We start from the raw sequence: 17,703 nt of genomic DNA on the forward strand, positions 1-17,703 counted from the left end.
AGGTTGGACTGTTGGATCGTTAGCTGGTTCGATGGTACAGATATAGTAAAACAAAAGCGGCAGTTCCTGGAAATGGGGACTGCCGTTTTTTGTTGAACCACCAAGCACTGAAGTTTTTTTTGAACCATATAAGGGATTATAAGGGCATTTAAGGGGGGAGACAATCAGCTGGCGTAGGCTGAGTTCACGAAATTTAGAAGGGTGATTTTTTTTGAACGACCAGATATCTAAACCACCAAGCATATTGAACCACCAAGCACTGAAGGGTTTTTTGAACCATATGAGGGATTATAAGGACATTTAAGGGCGAGCTTGTACAGGCTAAATTCACGAATTTAGCATGAGTACCACCCAAAAATCAGTGCGCAGGCCGTGAGGCCGGAGCGCGGGGCCCGGAGGGGGCAAGGGCGAAGGATGGAAGCGGTTCCGCACCTTTGGGGTGGAAAGAGCGGACAGCCTGGTGCCGTAGTGGCGATTGCGAAGCAACGCTACTACCGGCACGACCCCAGATGAATGATAAGGAGTGTTTACCCTTTCTTCCAGAATTGCCAGCTTTTTTTGCCGTTGGTAGTACGATCTTGCCGACGTTGATCGCGGGCTTTTTGGCGTTTGCGCTTGCGTTTTGTGCGGGGGGATTCAAAGATGTCGTACCGCTTGAAGGGGATGTAGCGGAGGGTGATAGCTGTTTGACTATACATCCGCTTTTCGCCACCGCTTAGATTGACGGCAGGTTTGAAGTCGGTACTGATATTGATATTTTTGAAGTTGAGTTCAGCGCCGCCGATAAAGCTGATACCGGCAGGAGCTTTGTAATCTCCGACTCTGTCAGGATCATTCTCTAGCCAGCCGGCGTGCACGCCAATACCTGCATAAAGGTTGACACGGCGAGTGATCAGGGGGAAATGTTGTTCTCCGAGCACCGTGAGCATTCCTTCCTCTCGTTCCAGACTCGTTTGTAAAATGGTCTCTAGCGTGAAATTTTCATCAATTGGAGGGAGACGTAATTTAGCACTGATACCTAGGTCGGTACCTAGCCGGACTCCGGCGGCAAGATCATAGGATTGAGCAATAATAATAGTAGAACAGAAAAGGGCCGTAATGGCCAGAAAGGATTTCTTCATCGTTGGATAGTTGGCTACGGGGGCTAAACGAGTAGGAGAGGAGGGGTATTGTTTAAAATATGTGGAGGGCCTAAAAAAAGTAAAGCGGCACGAGACCCTTTGAAGTTTTGATCCTTCGTTGGGGCTTCGTGCCGCTTTTATTTAATCCTGAGAATTCTTACTCGCGAACGAGCTGGAAGTCTGTCCGGCGGTTTTTAGCTTTACCGTCTTGGGTATTATTGCTGGAAAGGGGCTTGTCGGGGCCGTTACCTACAATAATCAGGCGGTTAGGAGACATGTTGTGTTCCTTGATCAGATAATTGGCTACTGATTGTGCACGAAGCTCTGAAAGCTTAATATTACTGGTTCGAGAACCTACATTATCGGTATTTCCTTCAATTCTGATACGGGCATTGGCGAAAGCTTTGGCGATTTCTACAAATTCCCGGTCGATGATGTATTTGGCATTTTCGTCCAGAACGTGCTCTCCAGTACGGAAGTTGATACTTACGGGCTTAGAAGCAATAGCTTCAAGCTCTTTAGCTTCGCTAGCTTCTACCTTGGTGAAAGTTTTGCTTGCTTCTGCTTCGTTGTCAGGGCCACTCAGCTCTGTCCGTTGTATGAGGGTAGGCATGCTTATCTGGCGCCAGTTAGGAACTTTGCCATCAATAACACCTAATTTTTGGTATTCATTTGTCATTCGTAGATAGAGGCCATTGCCATCAACCCCCTGGAAGTCGGTGTTTAGGCCAAAGAAGTTGCGGTTATCACCATGCGTTGCCAAACGAACATTGTCAATGGCAGCAATGGCATCGGCTTCTGGGATACCAAGTCCTTCGGCAAGAATTTTACCTGCTTTCCCTTTCGCAGAAGCACTGGCATTGATTTCGGCGGCACCACGCATCCATCCTTCGTAAAGCTTTTGAAGCTTATCACGATTAGCATTGACGTATTCGCGCTTTGCAAAAAAGAAGTCAGCGATGATGTTAGACGCAGAGCGTGTGCTTTCCAGTACTCTAGAGCCAGGGACGGCACGGATTGATAGCTCATCATCAGGGCTCCAAACAACAGCAGCATCCACTTGCTGGCTTTTGAAAGCGGCGGCAGCGTCGATAGCTGAAGCTTGCTTGACGATCTCGACATCGTCAATGCTCAAACCACCGGCATCAAGCAACCAGATCAGGAAGGAATGGGAAGGTGTCAGTTCAGCTACGGCAATTTTCTTGCCTTTGAGGTCAGCTACTGTACGGATACCACGACGAACGACGATAGCATCACCACCCCTCGACCAATCGGCCTGGAATAAGGCTACGGGGTCGAAAGCTTCTAAACCTGGGAGAATAGTAGGAAAAGCGTCGATGGTATACCAGTGCAGGTCTATTTCGCCAGCTTTCCAAGCATTTAGTGAGGCATCAAAATCATCGTTAAGGACAAACTCTACGTCAATCCCGTATTCTTTTGAAAACCGCGAAGCGGTATTGGCAGCAAAGCCTTCATTGAAGTATTGACCACCGGCATAGCCACCCCAGGTAACAACGCCAATCTTGATAACATCATCACTATTGGAGCTGCTACTGCGGCTAGGCTCCGAGGAAGAATTGTTGCCTTGATTATTGGTGCCGCTACCTATTAAGCCAGAGTTGGTAGCATATCGGATGCCGAAAAAGGCACCTGCTACAACTAAAAATACGATGAGTAATTTCGAAAACGTGGTTAGTTTAGCCATTAAGTGTGATGGTGTTTATGAACAAATGATCTATAATAAAGGAGATATGATGATTATGCTATCTTCAGACCTTCTTTAAGACATCAGGTCACTCAAAAAAATTATCATATTGATTACGGTGACCCGTAGCTCTTACTTTTTCTGTTACGGGAGCATTGAGGTCAAGGATATTATTATCATCTTCTGCTTCAAGCAAAAGGGATGACTTTTCTTCGCCTAAAATGAAAGAAGTACTTTCCTTTTCCCATTTTTCCAACATATTCAAGCCGTCTTCTTCGAAGACTCCTTGCTGGAGGTCGATGGAGTTCATGAAGTTGGCAGAGACTTCCATAAAGCGTTCCATTTCACCTACTTTATTCGCGACATCTTCGGTGACAGCTTCCATTGCCATGTCGAACATAGCACGCTTGTCGGGGTCGCCAGAGATGATGCTCATCGCGGAATTCATAGCGGAGTGGGAGGCGTGTATAGCCTTACGCTCTTGTTCTTTTACAGCAACCTGGTCCTTTATATCCTCTGCCAGAATCTGGCTGTTTTCATACATCTTGGTGAGTACGCGATAGAGCACTTCCATCCTTTTATAGAGATCTTCTAACTTGAGGTTAGATTCCTTGAGACGGCCAGCCCTCCGAGATTTGAGGATCATGACATTGGTCTTCTGAGTAGCCTTGGCCTTGCTGGCCAGTTGGAGGTTGCTCTGGATTTCTCGTTGATTGTTGACGATGATCTCCTTCAACTTATGCATCTGGGCCCGTAGTTGACTTATCTGCTTATTCATCTTACGAAGGTTGCCTTGCAGCTCATCTACATAAGATTTCAGAATGCCAATAGGGTCTACACGGACAAATATGCCGGTAATCCAACGCATAATACTTTTATATCCAAAGCCAACTAAAGCTCTCATTTTTGGGTCCAATACCATATAAACGATGATACCAAGAATACCTAGTGTACCGGCAAGCGCAAGTGTATTGGCAAAAATTGCGGCCCAGTTAACGGTAGTCAATAAGTAAGCTCCACCCGCAACAAGTGCGGCCAGAAAAATGAGACCAGTGACACCCTCGGGGCGTTTCCAGAATGATTTTGATTTTAACGGTGTCTTATCCATGTAGTACAGTGATGATTTTTCGTGTAGTATTAGTATTGCGCAAAAAATAAATTGAGTCGTCTTTGTGGTTTTCCAAATAGCTGACACGCTTAAAGTGAACCGCTTAGTCATCTTTTTGAAAAACGACGGCTCAATTTATTTCTGTGCTGTTCCTTATTTTAAATACTCTTGCATTTTGTTAATGTCCCCCTGGATTTGTTTTACCAGGTTTTGGTAAGATGCAAAGAAGTCATTTTTTGTGTTTGCAATTGATGCGTCGGCCTGCTTTATTTCGCCGTCCAATTTACCCAATTTTTGTTGATGTTCCTGAATTTCAGCTTGCAACTTTTTGATTTGGGTCTCTTTGTCTTTGATGGTGTTGGCCAGCGTTTGTTGTTCCTGACGCTTTGCGCCAATTCTACTTTCTTGTTGATTGCTGAGCGCTTTTTCGAATTTTTGCTCCTCTTGCTGAAGTGCCTTTAAGTAGTGCTGAGCAGTGGCGACCAGATGCTGAGGTGTAGCACCCATTGTTTGCGCCATCGCGAAGGCGGATTGGTAGGCGGTGCGCTCTTCCATGTTCATCTTCTGAAGGGATTTTAGAGATTTTTTGTACTCTAAATAATCAAACCCTTCCAGGTCGGCAGTATCCATCGCCGAGAGTAGAATGTCTGTGAATTTTTTAGTGATTTTACCATCACGATTACTCACAACGGGAGGACTGCCCTGTTGTGGCGCTTTTTCTTTAGACGGCGTATTTTTGGTTGGGGAACTAGCCTTGCTTTTAGCAGGAGCTTCTTCCTCTACAATGAAAATTGATTTCAGATTTTTTAGCATAATTTCTTACCTCTAATAATAGCTTTAATCACGATATAGTTACGAATCTTCGATTAAGCTGGTCAGAATTTCTACAAAGTAAACAAAAGTATCCCATAATATCCTAAACCTGCTCTATCTTCGCGTGCAAAGCTAATGTAATGACTTTCGATATTACGATTCCTGTTTTGAATGAAGAGGCTACTCTACAGCGCCAAGTGGGTATTTTGTATGCCTTTTTAAAAGATCATTTTACGACCCAGGGGCAATGGAAAATCATTATTGCAGACAATGGTTCAGAAGATCGCACCAGAGCAATAGCTCAACAGCTTAGCGAGGAATACCCGGAAGTACATTGGGTGAGTGTTCCTCGACGGGGGGTAGGTTTGGCATTAAAAACCTCATGGGGGCAATCAAAAGCTGATATTGTTGGCTACATGGACCTAGATTTGGCAACGGACCTCCAGCATTTTCCAGAAGCATACGATGCGCTTGCTCAGCAAGGTTGTGATTTGGTTTATGGCTCTCGGTTGCATCCAAATGCTGAGGTGATAAACCGACCATTTAAACGAGAAGTTGCCTCCAGAGGGTTTAACTTTCTGCTGAAAAGCTACCTGGGAGTAGGCTTTTCTGATGGGATGTGCGGTTTTAAATTCCTACATCGTTCCATTTTGGAAAACCTCATGAATGGTGGTGCACAAAACGATGGGTGGTTTTTTAGCACAGAATTATTAACAGTTGCTGAGTGGCAAGGAAAGAACCTTTGCGAGCTTCCTGTGAAATGGACGGACGATGTGAGTAGTAGTAAGGTGAAAATTATCCCGCTGGCAAAACGCTATATCCAGTCGATGATCGCCCTGAAGAAGCTACAAGTCCAGAAGTAGATTCCTTTCTTTAGATATAGCGATATACAACGATCCTCCATGTTTGGGTGTTCCCTTGGGAGTAAGTATGTTTGCAGAAATTAAAACCTAACCAATTTACAAAATATGGCTAACGCATTTTATAAGGTCCCACAACCTGTCAACGAACCCATTCTGAATTATCGCTCCGGTTCTCCGGAACGTAAGGCTTTAAAAGAGGCGCTTGCTGCGTATAAAAAGGAAGCACTCGATTTGCCAATGTACATTAATGGAGAGTGGGTTTCTACTGATAATAAAGTAGCGATCCATCCACCTCATGAGAAAAAGCACGTTTTAGCTCATTTTTCTAAAGGTGGTTCTAATCATGTTAACGCAGCTATTGATGCAGCGCTGGCTGCTCAGCCAGCTTGGGAAAGAATGCCGTGGCAAGATCGTGCTGCTGTCTTCCTGAAAGCTGCGGATTTGATCAGTGGACCATACCGTGCTCGGATGAATGCGGCTACTATGCTGGGGCAAAGTAAAAATGTCTATCAAGCAGAGATTGATTGTGTTGCTGAACTTGCTGATTTTCTGCGCTTTAATGTGCAGTATATGACAGAGATTTACCAGCAGCAGCCTAATAGTTCCCCAACGGTTTGGAACAGAATGGAGTATCGTCCATTGGAAGGTTTCGTTTTTGCGATTACCCCTTTCAATTTCACGGCGATTGCAGGTAACTTACCTGCTGCTCCAGCAATGATGGGCAATGTAGTGGTGTGGAAACCTGCGGAGACTCAGATTTTCGCTGCCAAGTTGGTGATGGAAATTTTCCACGAGGCAGGCTTGCCGGCAGGTGTAATCAATTTGATCTATACAGATGGCCCTATGGCAGGAGATATTGTTTTCTCTCACGCTGATTTTGCGGGCTTGCACTTTACTGGGAGCACCAAAGTATTCCAGGCTCTGTGGAGTATGGTTGGCAAAAACATCAGTAAATACCGTTCTTACCCTCGAATTGTAGGAGAAACAGGTGGTAAAGATTTTGTAGTAGCTCACCCGTCAGCAGATGCTGTTCAGGTAGCTGTAGGGCTGGCACGCGGTGCTTTTGAATACCAGGGACAAAAGTGTTCTGCGGCATCTCGGGCTTATTTGCCAGAAAGTTTGTGGCCTGCTATTAAAGAAAAGTTGGTAGCAGATTTGGCTACTTTCAAGATGGGTACGGTAGAAGATTTTTCCAACTTTATCAATGCTGTCATTGATGAGCGGTCTTTTGATAAAATAAGTAGTTATCTCGCTCAAGCGAAAAAAGATGATGGCGTAGAAATTGTTGCCGGAGGTAACTGTGATAAGTCGGAAGGTTATTTTGTAGAACCTACAATATTGTTGGCTAAAGATCCTCATTATCGCACTATGGAGGAAGAGATTTTTGGCCCGGTACTGACGATTTATGTTTACCCTGATGCGGAGTTTGATACGATGCTAGATCAAGTAGATAGCACTTCACCTTATGCACTTACGGGTTCTATTTTCGCCCGCGAGCGTTCTGTGATCAATTATGTTACAGACAAGCTGAGTAATGCTGCCGGAAACTTTTATATCAATGATAAACCAACAGGAGCTGTTGTAGGACAGCAACCGTTTGGTGGAGCGCGTGGTTCTGGTACCAATGATAAAGCCGGTTCTGTATTGAACCTTTATCGGTGGATCAGTCCACGAACAATTAAGGAAAACTTCGTAACGCCTAAGGATTATCGTTATCCTTTCTTGGAAGAAGCTTAGTAGGCTAGATAAGGTTGTATAGATAAAAAGAGGGTAGAGGGATTGTTGATCCCTTTACCCTCTTCTCGTTTTTGGCTAAAGCCAAACGCTTAATTTACTGCTTGCTGAGCATCAATGATACCCCAGCCGAAGTTGCCATCCCGACTTGGGTAAATGGAGGCAGCATTCTTGAGTCGATTCAAGATCGTGCTTCTTGAGGAAGAAGGACTTGTTGCCCAAACCATTGCTGCTACGCCTGCTGTTGTTGCCGTAGCTGCACTTGAGCCCCCCACATAAGAAGGTGTATTGCCACTCATGGCTAAGGTCAGCGAGGTGCGGCTGTTGTCATTGCGGCGCTGCATTGGAACGATAAAGTCTACTTGTGATCCATCATGGCAAGTATTACAGCGTTCAAGAGGATAGCCTTCTTTAACGCCAGTTACAGCTACTGTTTGCGACATGTTTGCAGGGAAGATAACGCCCCACCAACTGGTCCAGCTTAAAGAAGTACCCGCAGCAGCAAAGATGAGTTTTCCGCGATTGTAGGCGTAGAAAATACCGTCAGCAACGGTACTGCTGTAGAAAACATCACCAATAGACATGCTGATAATTTTTACATCACTGCGATTACCTGCTGCAACAAGGGCGTCTCTTACGCCTTCTTTCTCGTTAGAGCTATTTATTACAACGTCTCCGGTAGCGCGGTAAGCAATTAGGTTTGCTTTGTAAGCGGCACCCGTCGTTGATCCTCCAGAGGTTCTGGGGCCAGCAATCAACCCTGCCATTTGAGTACCGTGGCCACAATCATCATCTGGCCCATCCGGAGAAGCCCACCACCACCAGGAGCTTACGTAAGTACCATAACGTGAAATATAGCGGTTGGTCGATTGCCCGGAAGCAAATTGACTACCAAGTTTAGACTGGTTAGGAGAAGTGCCTGTATCGATTAGGCATACGCCGATATTGTCTCCCTGACTGGTGTTCCAGGCAGTAGGAATATTAAGCAGGTGGAAATTCCAAGGAATCTTTGCAGAAGGGGAAGTTGTCGTGTAATCTGCCGAAGGAATGTTGCTAGCCGGGCTGATGTCACAACCAGAATCACTGCGATCAGCAACTTCATTGAACGAATAATTCATCGGTTCCACGTAGCGTACGTCTGCTCTTTCACGTAATGCAGTTACAATCGCGGGGTGCTTGATAAGGATACTGAAATTGGGCAGTACTTCTTCGATGGGTTTCCCCATGAGTAGCTTTTCAGCAGTAATGTTCTCTTCCGGGAAATACCGCTGAGTTTCGTTAAGTACGAGATCAATGATATCCTGTCGGACAGTCCGCCATTCTTCTTTGGTAATGTCAATCTCATGGATACGTTCTTCCATGTTGGTGAAGCTTGTCGGTTGATAGCCGATTGAAGCAATGTCATTGCCATGAGACATGGCACTCCAAAGCATTTCATCGTTCATTGTTTCCCACTTGAAAATGTTTTTTTCGTGAAGTTGGGAAAGAACAAAGGCATTGATGTCTTCTTTGCTGGTACGCTCAGGAGTGTTGATTTGGATTTCCTGATCGGAGCCTTGCTCTTTGGCACAGCTGGCCATTACCAGCACGAGCGATACACAAACTAGTAGATAGTTACGGATCATAATTCGGTTTTTCTGTAGATAGTTGATAAAAAAAATAAGTAAATAGCGGCATGAATATAATATTATTCTCTTTTCTTGTGTGTTAAGTTTTGCAATGATTTTTAAACTAGTCAGAATTGTTTATGGCTTTTGATGAGTATTTAGCAGATCGTATTCGTAAGGCTTTTGAGGAGCATAACACTGCGTTTACTGAGAAAAAAATGATGGGAGGCTTGTGTTTTATGGTAAATGAAAAGATGTGTTGTGGCATCCATTATGATAAAAAGAAAGAAACTGATTTACTGATGGCTCGGATAGGCTTGGATGCCTCGATTGATGCACTAGCGAGGGAGGGGTGCCATCCAATGGACTTCACTGGACGGCCAATGAAAGGCTATGTTTTTGTGACGCCAGATGGTTTTGATACGGAGGAAGATCTAGCACATTGGATAGGACTGTGCCTTGCGTTTAATCCTTTAGCAAAGGCCAGTAAAAAGAAGAAGAAAAAGTTGTAGCAAAGGTGTGTAGATTGTTTTTTTGTGAACTCCTTTATCCCCGATGCCCAAAAATTTTACTTCCGATTCTCACCATCGTGCTACCATGCTCAAGGGCGAGTGGATAGTCGCCTGACATGCCCATCGAAATTTCCTTGAAAGAAGGCTCGTTTTCAAAATAGGTGGCCTTAAGGCGGTCAAAGTAGGTTTTTAGTTGATTAAATTCCTGATCCACTTGTTTTTTGTCCTCTGTAAATGTTGCCATCCCCATGACACCCACAATACGAACATTTTGTAAACCTTGCCAAGGTAATTCATCTAGCATAGAGAAAATATCAGCGGCGTCGTACCCGTATTTTGTATCCTCCTCTGCAATTTTGAACTGTAATAAAACATTGATAACGCGCTCGTTAGCAGCAGCACGTTTATCTATTTCCTTTAGGAGTTTAAAACTATCAACAGCGTGTATGACATCAACGAAAGGTGCAATATATTTGACTTTGTTGGTTTGTAGATGACCAATGAAGTGCCAAACAATATCTTTGGGCAGCGCAGCGGCCTTTTCTACGATCTCCTGTACACGATTTTCTCCAAAATCACGGTGGCCACATTCATAGGCTGCTTGCAGCATCTCTTTGGGGTAGGTTTTAGAAACAGCAACGAGTTTAGCTTGGTAGGGGGCCAGTTCTTGTTGGATACTTTGTAGGACAGCAGCGAGCATACTCTAATATGGTTTTATGACATTTTTAACGGATGGCTCAAAAATAAGGTTTAATGGAATGCCGTTTGCTATTACGTAAAACAATTGCCAGAGAAGGAAAAATCCAACTATGTCTTATCAAGTAGATCGTATCGAACGCCGCAACCGCCGCAAAGCCATCGTCATTACTACCTTGTTGTATGGCGGGTTATTAACCTTTTTTTTAGTAAAAGATGATGTTTCGTGGAGCGAATATCTTCCCGAAGTTGTTATGGAAATGATGGGGGAAGATACACCTGATGAAACGGTAGCTGCTTCAACCGAGATTCTTCCCTGATGAAGGTTTTCGGTTTCAGTTGAGCTGAATCCTTAAGTAGCCAATAGAAAAAGCCACTAAGAGCATAATGTCTTAGTGGCTTTTTCTATAGAAAACAAGTAGCTTACTTAAACATCTCGGTTACAGAGAAGTGGAAAGAAGCTTCAATTTGTGCGTTCTCATCAGAGTCAGAACCGTGTACTGCGTTTTCGCCAATGCTGGTAGCATACTTGGCACGAATAGTACCTTCAGCAGCTTCAGCAGGATTGGTTGCACCAATCAGCGTACGGAAATCTTCTACCGCATTGTCTTTTTCAAGAACAGCAGCTACGATTGAGCCACTAGACATGAACTCAACGAGTTCGCCATAAAATGGACGTTCTTTGTGAACAGCGTAAAATTCGCCAGCTTTCTCTGCCGATAGTTTGGTGAGTTTCATCGCTACGATACGGAAACCTGCCTCGTTGATCTGTGCAAGGATGCCGCCGATGTGCCCGGCTTTTACAGCATCGGGTTTGATCATCGTAAAAGTGATATTACCAGCCATGTTTTGCTTTGGTTTTGGTCGTTATTTGTAAAAAGCGACGCAAAAGTAAACAAATGCAAGCGAGCGCCAAAGCCCCCTTCAAACATTTTGGCAGAATCAATTATTTTTATCAACTTCGCACCCCCCAGTATATGCACAATTATGGAAAATTTAGAAGAGCTTAAAAAGCTGCTTAATACACCACAAGATGTGGTTATTCTTACTCATCGTAATCCAGACGGCGACGCAGTAGGGTCTTCCCTTGGTCTAAGTCTTTTTTTACAAAAAAATGGACACAATGTAAAGATTGTTGCACCTTCCGATTATCCCGACTTTTTGTCGTGGATGCCGCAAGCTAATGATATCGTCATTTATGACCACGACCCCGAAGAAGTAGAATACATTGTTAAAAGAGCAACGTTGATATTCTGTTTGGACTTCAATTCTTTAGATAGAATCGATAAAGCCGGAGAGTTGGTAGAAGATGCTCGATGCCCAAAAGTGATGATAGACCATCACCTTTTCCCTGAGCCTTTTGCGGATTTTGTATTGAGTGAAACGACAGCTAGTTCTACATGTGAATTAGTTTATGATTTTATTCACATGCTGGGGCAGGAAGATTATCTGGACCAGATGATAGGAGAGTGCTTGTTTACAGGAATCCTAACAGATACGGGGTCTTTTAAGTACAGTAATTCACCGAAATTATTTCGCACAGTAGCCAATTTGCTAGAAATGGGGGTGGATGATCTTCGCCTTCAAGATTTGATTTTTAATAGCATGAATGAAAAGCAATTGCGCATTTTAGGGCATTGCTTATATAACCGACTTGAGATTCTGCCGGAGTATCAAACAGGTATTATTACGCTTACGAAAGAAGATTATTCCTTTTTTGATATCAAGCGTGGTGATACAGAAGGTGTCGTTAATTTTCTTCTCAAATTACGGAATGTGAAACTGGCGGCCTTTATTCATGAACAGCCTAAGATTGTAAAACTAAGTTTGCGTTCTAAAGGAGATATTGATGTTCAGGAAATGGCCAAGCGCAATTTTCGAGGGGGTGGCCATAAGAATGCAGCCGGTGGAGCCAGTTTTCATAGCCTGGCTGTAACTGTAAGGCGCTTTAAAGAAATCTTAGAGGAGAACAAGGAACAACTCCAGTCTTAAACAACTTCACATAGTGATTCGATTTTTCGCCTATTTATGCTTGTCGGTGATTATACTATTGGCACAAAGTTGCCATCAGTACGACGGACAGACGGAGCACGGGTACGATTATTGGCAGCATCTGGAAACAGGAGGAGATAAGCCGTCTTTTGGTGATGAAGTCTTTGTTTTTTTTCAAATCCGCACGCAGGATACGTTACTTTATTCTTCCCCTAATGGGACAAAAGGAATGCGTGCAGTACTTCAAGACCCATCGCTAAATCCAATAAAAAAACCTGACCCAGTAGCGGACATTTTACCTTTGATGAGTGTTGGTGATAGTGTAACTGTCGTGATGAAAGTGACTGATGAAATGAGAGTTGCACCAGGACTAGCATCGGCGGATCTACTTTATTATGATGTGGTTTTACGTAGAATTGTTTCAGAAGGAAGTGATGATGAAGGAGAGGATGAAGGATTATATGAACTCCAATCAGAAGGAGAGGCTCCTTTGGTTAAAGTCGATTTGCGCGAGCAATTAGTAGAGCTTCCGGAAGCTTCTGCGATATTGGATGCATTAGAGCGTTATAAAAACGATTACAAAACGGTTAGTACTTCTACTGAATCTGGTTTGTACTATTCTATTCTTGCCAAAGGATCAGGTAAGCAAGCCCAGGAGGGAGAAAACGTTTGGGTAAAGTATATAGGTAGCTTGGAAGATGGTACCGTTTTTGGAGAGAATTACACGCTGGATACTCCTTTTTCTTTTACCGCAGGAAAAGGGAGTGTTATCAAAGCATGGGAGGAGAGTTTAGATATCATTGGCGCTGGAGGTCAAATTTTATTAGCTGTGCCACCATCATTGGGGTATGGCGATTTGGGTAAAGCACCTTTTATTGGACCAGAGGATACCCTGTTTTATTATTTTGAACTATTGGAAGCTTCAAAGCTTCCTCAATAAATATTATTATCATGACCGCAGAGCAATTGCAAAAACTGCACAGTCGCCTCGATCAGTTGAGGCACTATCTTTGACGTCGCAGAACGTGAACACAAACTGGCTGAACTAGAGCAACAAATGCTCAACCCCAACTTTTGGGATGACCCCAAATTGGCTGAAGGGGTTATGAAAGACCTTAAGGGCCATAAAAACTGGCTGGGGCAATACAGAAAGGCAGCCTCTGCTATTGAGGACTTGGAAATACTTTTTGAATTTCTTAAAGAAGGTGAAGGAACCGAGCAAGAGGTTGATGATCGGTATGAACAAGTTGTAGAATTATTAGAAGATGTTGAATTCCATTCTACGCTTAATCGGCCTGAGGATGAGCTGAATGCCATTCTTGAGATCAATGCAGGTGCCGGAGGTACAGAAGCCTGTGATTGGGCAGAAATGCTTGGGAGAATGTACCTGATGTGGGCTGAAAAGCAAGGTTTCAAAATATCAGAACTAGATCGCCAGGATGGAGACGTCGCTGGTGTGAAGTCTATATCCTTGGAAATTAAAGGTGATTTTGCCTATGGATTACTCAAAGGTGAAAATGGGGTACACCGTTTGGTGAGGATAAGTCCTTTCAATTCACAAGGTAAACGCATGACGTCGTTTGCATCCGTTTTTGTTCACCCTATGGTCGACGATAGCATCGAAGTCGATGTCAATCCTGCTGATATAGAATGGGATACTTTCCGCGCTAGCGGAGCAGGCGGACAGCACGTTAACAAAACGGAATCTGCTGTACGTTTAAGACACCTACCTTCAGGGGTTGTGGTTTCCNNTGCCAGGAGGAACGTTCGCAGCATATGAACCGGGAGAAAGCCATGCAAATGCTCAAATCTCGGCTTTATGAATTAGAACTGGAAAGACAACGCCAAGAGAAGGACGACCTGGAGTCGCAAAAAATGAAGAATGAATGGGGCTCTCAAATCCGTTCCTATGTACTTGATGATCGAAGAGTCAAAGATCACCGCACGGGCTATCAGACTCCCCAAACAGAAGCGGTGCTGGATGGGCAAATTGATGGTTTTCTGAAGGCTTGGCTGATGTACGATGGTACAGCTTAATCAAAAACAAGAAATGCCATTTTCTGATTGATTCAGAAAATGGCATTTGTCTTGATACCTGTCTAGGTTTGATGCTTACATGTGAATCACCTCGCCATAGGCAGCAGCAGCAGCTTCCATCACCGCTTCGCTCATGGTAGGGTGGGGGTGTACTGATTTGATGATCTCATGACCTGTCGTTTCCAGTTTGCGGGCAACCACAACCTCTGCGATCATTTCAGTAACGTTTGCTCCAATGAAGTGAGCGCCTAGCCATTCCCCGTATTTGGCATCGAAAATAACCTTTACGAAACCTTCGCTGGCACCAGCAGCTTTAGCTTTTCCTGAAGCTGTGAAAGGAAATTTGCCAACTTTAACTTCATACCCCGCTTCCTTGGCAGCTGCTTCTGTATAACCAACAGATGCTACTTCAGGTGAGCAGTAGGTACAGCCTGGAATATTGTTGTAGTCTAATGGCTCAGGAGTGTGCCCTGCGATTTTTTCAACGCAGATAATTCCTTCGGCACTGGCTACGTGAGCAAGCGCCTGCGTGGCAACTACATCACCAATAGCATAGATACCAGGGACGTTGGTTTGGTAGAAAGCATCTACTTCAATCATCCCGCGATCTGTTTTAATACCTAACTCCTCCAGTCCGATGTTTTCAGTATTCGGAGTTACGCCGGCTGCAGAAAGAACAACATCACAAGTGATGGTCTCTTCTTTGTCCGTTTTGCGGTTTTTAACGACCACTTTACAGGAGCTTCCTTTTGTATCTACAGATTGAACAGCACTGTTGGCCATTACGCTGATACCTTTTTTCTTGTAAATTTTGGTCAGTTCCTTAGATATATCGGCATCTTCACGAGGAACCAAGCCTTGCTCCATGAATTCTACAATAGTAACCTCTGTACCAATGCTGCTGTAGAAGTAGGCAAACTCTACACCGATAGCACCAGCGCCAACGACAACCATTTTCTTTGGTTGCTTATCAAGTGTCATGGCTTCCCGGTATCCGATAATTTTTTTACCATCAATAGGAATATTAGGCAATTGACGAGCACGTCCACCGGTAGCAACTATAATATGAGCTGCTTCGTAGGTCGTTTTTTTACCGCCCTTATCCGTTACCTCTACTTTCTTGCCACGAACTAGACGACCTTCGCCTTCAATGGTCGTGATTTTGTTTTTGCGGAAGAGGAAATTGATACCCTTACTCATGCCTTCAGCTACGTTCCGGCTGCGGCCGATCATTCCTCCAAAGTCTGCCTTGGCGTCTTTTACGGAAATGCCGTAGTCTTCGGCGTGCTGGATATATTCAAAAACCTGTGCACTTTTTAATAGAGCCTTGGTAGGAATACAACCCCAGTTAAGGCATACACCTCCCAGGTTTTCACGTTCTACTACACCTACTTTTAGTCCAAGCTGTGATGCGCGAATTGCTGCAACGTATCCTCCTGGGCCGGAACCAATTACTATCAGATCAAAATTCATAAGGGTATTTGATTTTTTTAGACTGTTCTGTGGCGCAAATATAGTTAACTATTCGCCAAAAAAAGAACCCCATCAGGAACTGACAGGGTTCGAATAAACTTACTGATACCAAATAATATTTTGCAAAGAGCCGTCGATATTCTTTATCATTAACAGAAAACTATTGATGAACAAAAACGGACGCACCCTTTCTTACGCTTCTGGAAAATCTCTCCGGGATCATTATTCATGTTCGACCGGAGTGTAGACTCGCTTAACGATGTAAAATTAGGGTTTTTGTCCTCGGCTACCAAATATTATCCAAAAAAACCTTCTTGTAAACCTTGTGTTAAAAAGTATCATTTTTTTGCTTAATCAATTGTTCTACAATATTTTATATATTATAAAATATTCTTGCAAACAAGCTGTTGTACGTTGTAAAGCCCTTGAAAAACAAGGCTTAACCCTAAATGGGGCACTCTGAAAAAAAAAATGCCCAACAAGATGTTGTAAACATTGTAATAACGGTTTTGAAGGGCATTATTTACCGAGATAGCGGTAGGAGGATAAACAAAAGCGGTCAGATGACGTTTCTAATTAGCTTTCAAGATCATAAAATAGATTTTCATTCAAAAAATAAATAAAATGCGCAAGGACGAATTTCCTGCCGTTGATAGTATAAGTAAAAGTGGCCCCACGACTGACAATGAAAAAGCCTTAATGACCAATCCCAATGTTATCCCCAATTTGATAGACATTAGTACGCCGATGCGGACTGACGCATTTGTGCGGACTGACGAAGAGAAAATGGAAATTATTGAAGGCCATTTTCGTGAAATAATGGATACGCTGGGGCTTGATCTCACCGATGATTCTCTACAAGATACGCCACGACGGGTAGCTAAGATGTTTGTGAAAGAAATCTTCTCAGGTCTTAACCCAAAGGCAAAGCCGAATATTTCTTTGTTTGAGAACAAGTATCGTTATAAGCAGATGCTGGTAGAAAAGGATATAAAATTGCACTCCTTTTGTGAACACCACTTTTTGCCTATTTACGGCAAGGCGCATATTGCTTATATGGCCAATGGCAATGTTATCGGTTTGTCAAAGCTAAATCGTATTGTCGAGTATTATGCTAAACGCCCGCAGGTTCAAGAACGATTGACGATCCAGATCGCAGAAGAACTAAAAAGTGTTTTAGGCACAGAAGATGTAGCGGTGTATATTGAAGCTTATCATATGTGTGTACAGTCTCGTGGTGTTCAACATGAGGCCTCGGTAACATCAACATCTGATTATAGTGGGAAATTTTTGAACGAAAATGTTCGACAGGAATTTTTGCAAACCATCTGGAGCAAATAGCGTTGCTTTGGTTAATGCCCCGTAATAGAATTAAGTTGGATGTTTATGTCTTCGGCGGTAGCTTGTTCATGGCTTTGAATAAGATAATGAACGGCGGCCTTTTCATAAAAAGGGCGGCGTTCTTCCATTTTTTGCTTAATGAATATTTGCAACTTTTCTATAGTCAGACCATTCAAAAGCGGCCTTTTGCTGCGGCCTTTCCAGAGACGTTGAAAGAGAACTTCCTCCGAGGCGTCAAGGAAGATGACAACACCTTGCTTATTCATCCATTCTATATTGTCAAAAAAACAAGGGACACCGCCGCCTGTAGCAATTATTCCAGGCGTTTTATAAATGGTGTCATGTAAAGCTCTGCGTTCTAAAACCCTAAACCAAGCTTCTCCTTCCTGAGCAAAAATCTCGCTGATTGATTTACCGGCCTGCCGCTCGATCATTTGGTCAATATCGTAGAAAGGACAATATAGGTAGTCCGCCAGTTTGATACCGACATGAGACTTGCCAGAGCCCATAAAACCAACCAAAAAAATTGACTTATGCATTAGGTAGTGATTGCAGTGTGATGCTAAGTTACTGTGAGTTGTTCGGAAATTGAATTTTAGAAGCTAGAAAACCTATGGTTAATGTCAGTAACTCAACAACAGTGGCTGTTCACTCACTGAAGGTGGAGGTTTGTCGCAAATGCCGTATCTTTGCCCGCTATA

The 17,703-nt window shown here is 43.6% G+C and carries 16 protein-coding genes and 2 pseudogenes; 9 read left to right on the forward strand and 9 right to left on the reverse strand.

Annotated features, from left to right (window positions below; all coding sequences use genetic code 11):
* Positions 1-527: 527 nt before the first annotated feature.
* The 4 genes from ACRBG0_RS12080 to ACRBG0_RS12095 all read right to left on the reverse strand — a co-directional run bounded on the left by ACRBG0_RS12080 (position 528) and on the right by ACRBG0_RS12095 (position 4,495).
* The gene (locus ACRBG0_RS12080) at positions 528-1,121 is read right to left on the reverse strand and encodes a hypothetical protein (RefSeq protein ID WP_431487144.1); all 594 of its coding nucleotides are present in this window, start codon (positions 1,119-1,121) and stop codon (positions 528-530) included.
* Between the two features lie 157 nt (positions 1,122-1,278).
* Entirely contained in the window at positions 1,279-2,826 is a 1,548-nt protein-coding gene (locus ACRBG0_RS12085; protein WP_431487145.1) for a phosphate ABC transporter substrate-binding/OmpA family protein, read from the reverse strand.
* 88 nt (positions 2,827-2,914) lie between these two features.
* Positions 2,915-3,934: a hypothetical protein gene (locus ACRBG0_RS12090; RefSeq protein WP_431487146.1), complete on the reverse strand. Its 1,020-nt coding sequence runs from the start codon at positions 3,932-3,934 to the stop codon at positions 2,915-2,917.
* A gap of 153 nt (positions 3,935-4,087) precedes the next feature.
* Positions 4,088-4,495: a hypothetical protein gene (locus tag ACRBG0_RS12095; RefSeq protein WP_431487147.1), complete on the reverse strand. Its 408-nt coding sequence runs from the start codon at positions 4,493-4,495 to the stop codon at positions 4,088-4,090.
* Positions 4,496-4,887: 392 nt separating this feature from the next.
* Between ACRBG0_RS12095 and ACRBG0_RS12100 the strand changes: the two genes are divergently transcribed.
* Positions 4,888-5,610: a glycosyltransferase gene (locus ACRBG0_RS12100; protein ID WP_431487148.1), complete on the forward strand. Its 723-nt coding sequence runs from the start codon at positions 4,888-4,890 to the stop codon at positions 5,608-5,610.
* A gap of 105 nt (positions 5,611-5,715) precedes the next feature.
* A complete protein-coding gene (gene pruA, locus ACRBG0_RS12105) occupies positions 5,716-7,347 on the forward strand; it encodes an L-glutamate gamma-semialdehyde dehydrogenase (protein WP_431487149.1) in 1,632 nt (543 codons plus the stop codon).
* A gap of 89 nt (positions 7,348-7,436) precedes the next feature.
* On the opposite strand, the gene ACRBG0_RS12110 is transcribed toward pruA, so the two are convergent.
* Positions 7,437-8,969, reverse strand: a complete 1,533-nt coding sequence (locus ACRBG0_RS12110; protein WP_431487150.1) for a S8 family peptidase — start codon at positions 8,967-8,969, stop codon at positions 7,437-7,439.
* A 122-nt stretch (positions 8,970-9,091) separates the two neighbouring features.
* On the opposite strand from ACRBG0_RS12110, the gene ACRBG0_RS12115 reads away from it, so the two are divergent.
* Positions 9,092-9,463, forward strand: a complete 372-nt coding sequence (locus tag ACRBG0_RS12115) for a TfoX/Sxy family protein (protein WP_431487151.1) — start codon at positions 9,092-9,094, stop codon at positions 9,461-9,463.
* A 34-nt stretch (positions 9,464-9,497) separates the two neighbouring features.
* Here ACRBG0_RS12115 and ACRBG0_RS12120 read toward each other — a convergent pair whose 3' ends face one another.
* Complete coding sequence (locus ACRBG0_RS12120) at positions 9,498-10,163, reverse strand: YggS family pyridoxal phosphate-dependent enzyme (protein WP_431487152.1); 666 nt, start codon at positions 10,161-10,163, stop codon at positions 9,498-9,500.
* Between the two features lie 109 nt (positions 10,164-10,272).
* Between ACRBG0_RS12120 and ACRBG0_RS12125 the strand changes: the two genes are divergently transcribed.
* Positions 10,273-10,479, forward strand: a complete 207-nt coding sequence (locus ACRBG0_RS12125) for a hypothetical protein (RefSeq protein WP_431487153.1) — start codon at positions 10,273-10,275, stop codon at positions 10,477-10,479.
* A 103-nt stretch (positions 10,480-10,582) separates the two neighbouring features.
* On the opposite strand, the gene ACRBG0_RS12130 is transcribed toward ACRBG0_RS12125, so the two are convergent.
* A complete protein-coding gene (locus tag ACRBG0_RS12130) occupies positions 10,583-11,005 on the reverse strand; it encodes a nucleoside-diphosphate kinase (protein ID WP_020537630.1) in 423 nt (140 codons plus the stop codon).
* A 141-nt stretch (positions 11,006-11,146) separates the two neighbouring features.
* Here ACRBG0_RS12130 and ACRBG0_RS12135 point away from each other — a divergent pair, with 141 nt between their 5' ends.
* From ACRBG0_RS12135 to ACRBG0_RS12150, 4 genes and pseudogenes are all read left to right on the forward strand, one after another.
* Entirely contained in the window at positions 11,147-12,151 is a 1,005-nt protein-coding gene (locus ACRBG0_RS12135; protein WP_431487154.1) for a DHH family phosphoesterase, read from the forward strand.
* Positions 12,152-12,164: 13 nt separating this feature from the next.
* Complete coding sequence (locus ACRBG0_RS12140) at positions 12,165-13,091, forward strand: FKBP-type peptidyl-prolyl cis-trans isomerase (protein ID WP_431487155.1); 927 nt, start codon at positions 12,165-12,167, stop codon at positions 13,089-13,091.
* Positions 13,092-13,102: 11 nt separating this feature from the next.
* Positions 13,103-13,901 (forward strand): annotated as a pseudogene (locus tag ACRBG0_RS12145) (PCRF domain-containing protein); the annotation flags it as partial.
* Between the two features lie 2 nt (positions 13,902-13,903).
* Positions 13,904-14,188: pseudogene (locus ACRBG0_RS12150) on the forward strand (peptide chain release factor-like protein); the annotation flags it as partial.
* Positions 14,189-14,263: 75 nt separating this feature from the next.
* Here ACRBG0_RS12150 and lpdA read toward each other — a convergent pair.
* Positions 14,264-15,661 carry a dihydrolipoyl dehydrogenase gene (gene lpdA, locus ACRBG0_RS12155; protein WP_431487156.1) on the reverse strand — a complete coding sequence of 466 codons (1,398 nt, stop codon included), beginning with the start codon at positions 15,659-15,661 and terminating at the stop codon, positions 14,264-14,266.
* 624 nt (positions 15,662-16,285) lie between these two features.
* Here lpdA and folE point away from each other — a divergent pair.
* The gene (gene folE, locus ACRBG0_RS12160) at positions 16,286-17,002 is read left to right on the forward strand and encodes a GTP cyclohydrolase I FolE (protein WP_431487157.1); all 717 of its coding nucleotides are present in this window, start codon (positions 16,286-16,288) and stop codon (positions 17,000-17,002) included.
* An 11-nt stretch (positions 17,003-17,013) separates the two neighbouring features.
* Here the strand turns inward: folE and ACRBG0_RS12165 are convergent, their stop codons facing one another.
* Positions 17,014-17,541, reverse strand: coding sequence for a shikimate kinase (locus ACRBG0_RS12165; protein WP_431487158.1), 528 nt, complete (start codon positions 17,539-17,541; stop codon positions 17,014-17,016).
* Positions 17,542-17,703 lie beyond the last annotated feature (162 nt).

The organism is Lewinella sp. (assembly GCF_050633125.1).
Classification (GTDB): domain Bacteria; phylum Bacteroidota; class Bacteroidia; order Chitinophagales; family Saprospiraceae; genus Lewinella.

What these genes read in the sequence shown, in the direction of transcription:
- ACRBG0_RS12080 (WP_431487144.1), bottom strand. Translation starts at nt 1,121, where the DNA reads ATGAAGAAATCCTTTCTGGCCATTACGGCCCTTTTCTGTTCTACTATT.
- ACRBG0_RS12085 (WP_431487145.1), bottom strand. Translation starts at nt 2,826, where the DNA reads ATGGCTAAACTAACCACGTTTTCGAAATTACTCATCGTATTTTTAGTT.
- ACRBG0_RS12090 (WP_431487146.1), bottom strand. Translation starts at nt 3,934, where the DNA reads ATGGATAAGACACCGTTAAAATCAAAATCATTCTGGAAACGCCCCGAG.
- ACRBG0_RS12095 (WP_431487147.1), bottom strand. Translation starts at nt 4,495, where the DNA reads ATGAACATGGAAGAGCGCACCGCCTACCAATCCGCCTTCGCGATGGCG.
- ACRBG0_RS12100 (WP_431487148.1), top strand. Translation starts at nt 4,888, where the DNA reads ATGACTTTCGATATTACGATTCCTGTTTTGAATGAAGAGGCTACTCTA.
- pruA (WP_431487149.1), top strand. Translation starts at nt 5,716, where the DNA reads ATGGCTAACGCATTTTATAAGGTCCCACAACCTGTCAACGAACCCATT.
- ACRBG0_RS12110 (WP_431487150.1), bottom strand. Translation starts at nt 8,969, where the DNA reads ATGATCCGTAACTATCTACTAGTTTGTGTATCGCTCGTGCTGGTAATG.
- ACRBG0_RS12115 (WP_431487151.1), top strand. Translation starts at nt 9,092, where the DNA reads ATGGCTTTTGATGAGTATTTAGCAGATCGTATTCGTAAGGCTTTTGAG.
- ACRBG0_RS12120 (WP_431487152.1), bottom strand. Translation starts at nt 10,163, where the DNA reads ATGCTCGCTGCTGTCCTACAAAGTATCCAACAAGAACTGGCCCCCTAC.
- ACRBG0_RS12125 (WP_431487153.1), top strand. Translation starts at nt 10,273, where the DNA reads ATGTCTTATCAAGTAGATCGTATCGAACGCCGCAACCGCCGCAAAGCC.
- ACRBG0_RS12130 (WP_020537630.1), bottom strand. Translation starts at nt 11,005, where the DNA reads ATGGCTGGTAATATCACTTTTACGATGATCAAACCCGATGCTGTAAAA.
- ACRBG0_RS12135 (WP_431487154.1), top strand. Translation starts at nt 11,147, where the DNA reads ATGGAAAATTTAGAAGAGCTTAAAAAGCTGCTTAATACACCACAAGAT.
- lpdA (WP_431487156.1), bottom strand. Translation starts at nt 15,661, where the DNA reads ATGAATTTTGATCTGATAGTAATTGGTTCCGGCCCAGGAGGATACGTT.
- folE (WP_431487157.1), top strand. Translation starts at nt 16,286, where the DNA reads ATGCGCAAGGACGAATTTCCTGCCGTTGATAGTATAAGTAAAAGTGGC.
- ACRBG0_RS12165 (WP_431487158.1), bottom strand. Translation starts at nt 17,541, where the DNA reads ATGCATAAGTCAATTTTTTTGGTTGGTTTTATGGGCTCTGGCAAGTCT.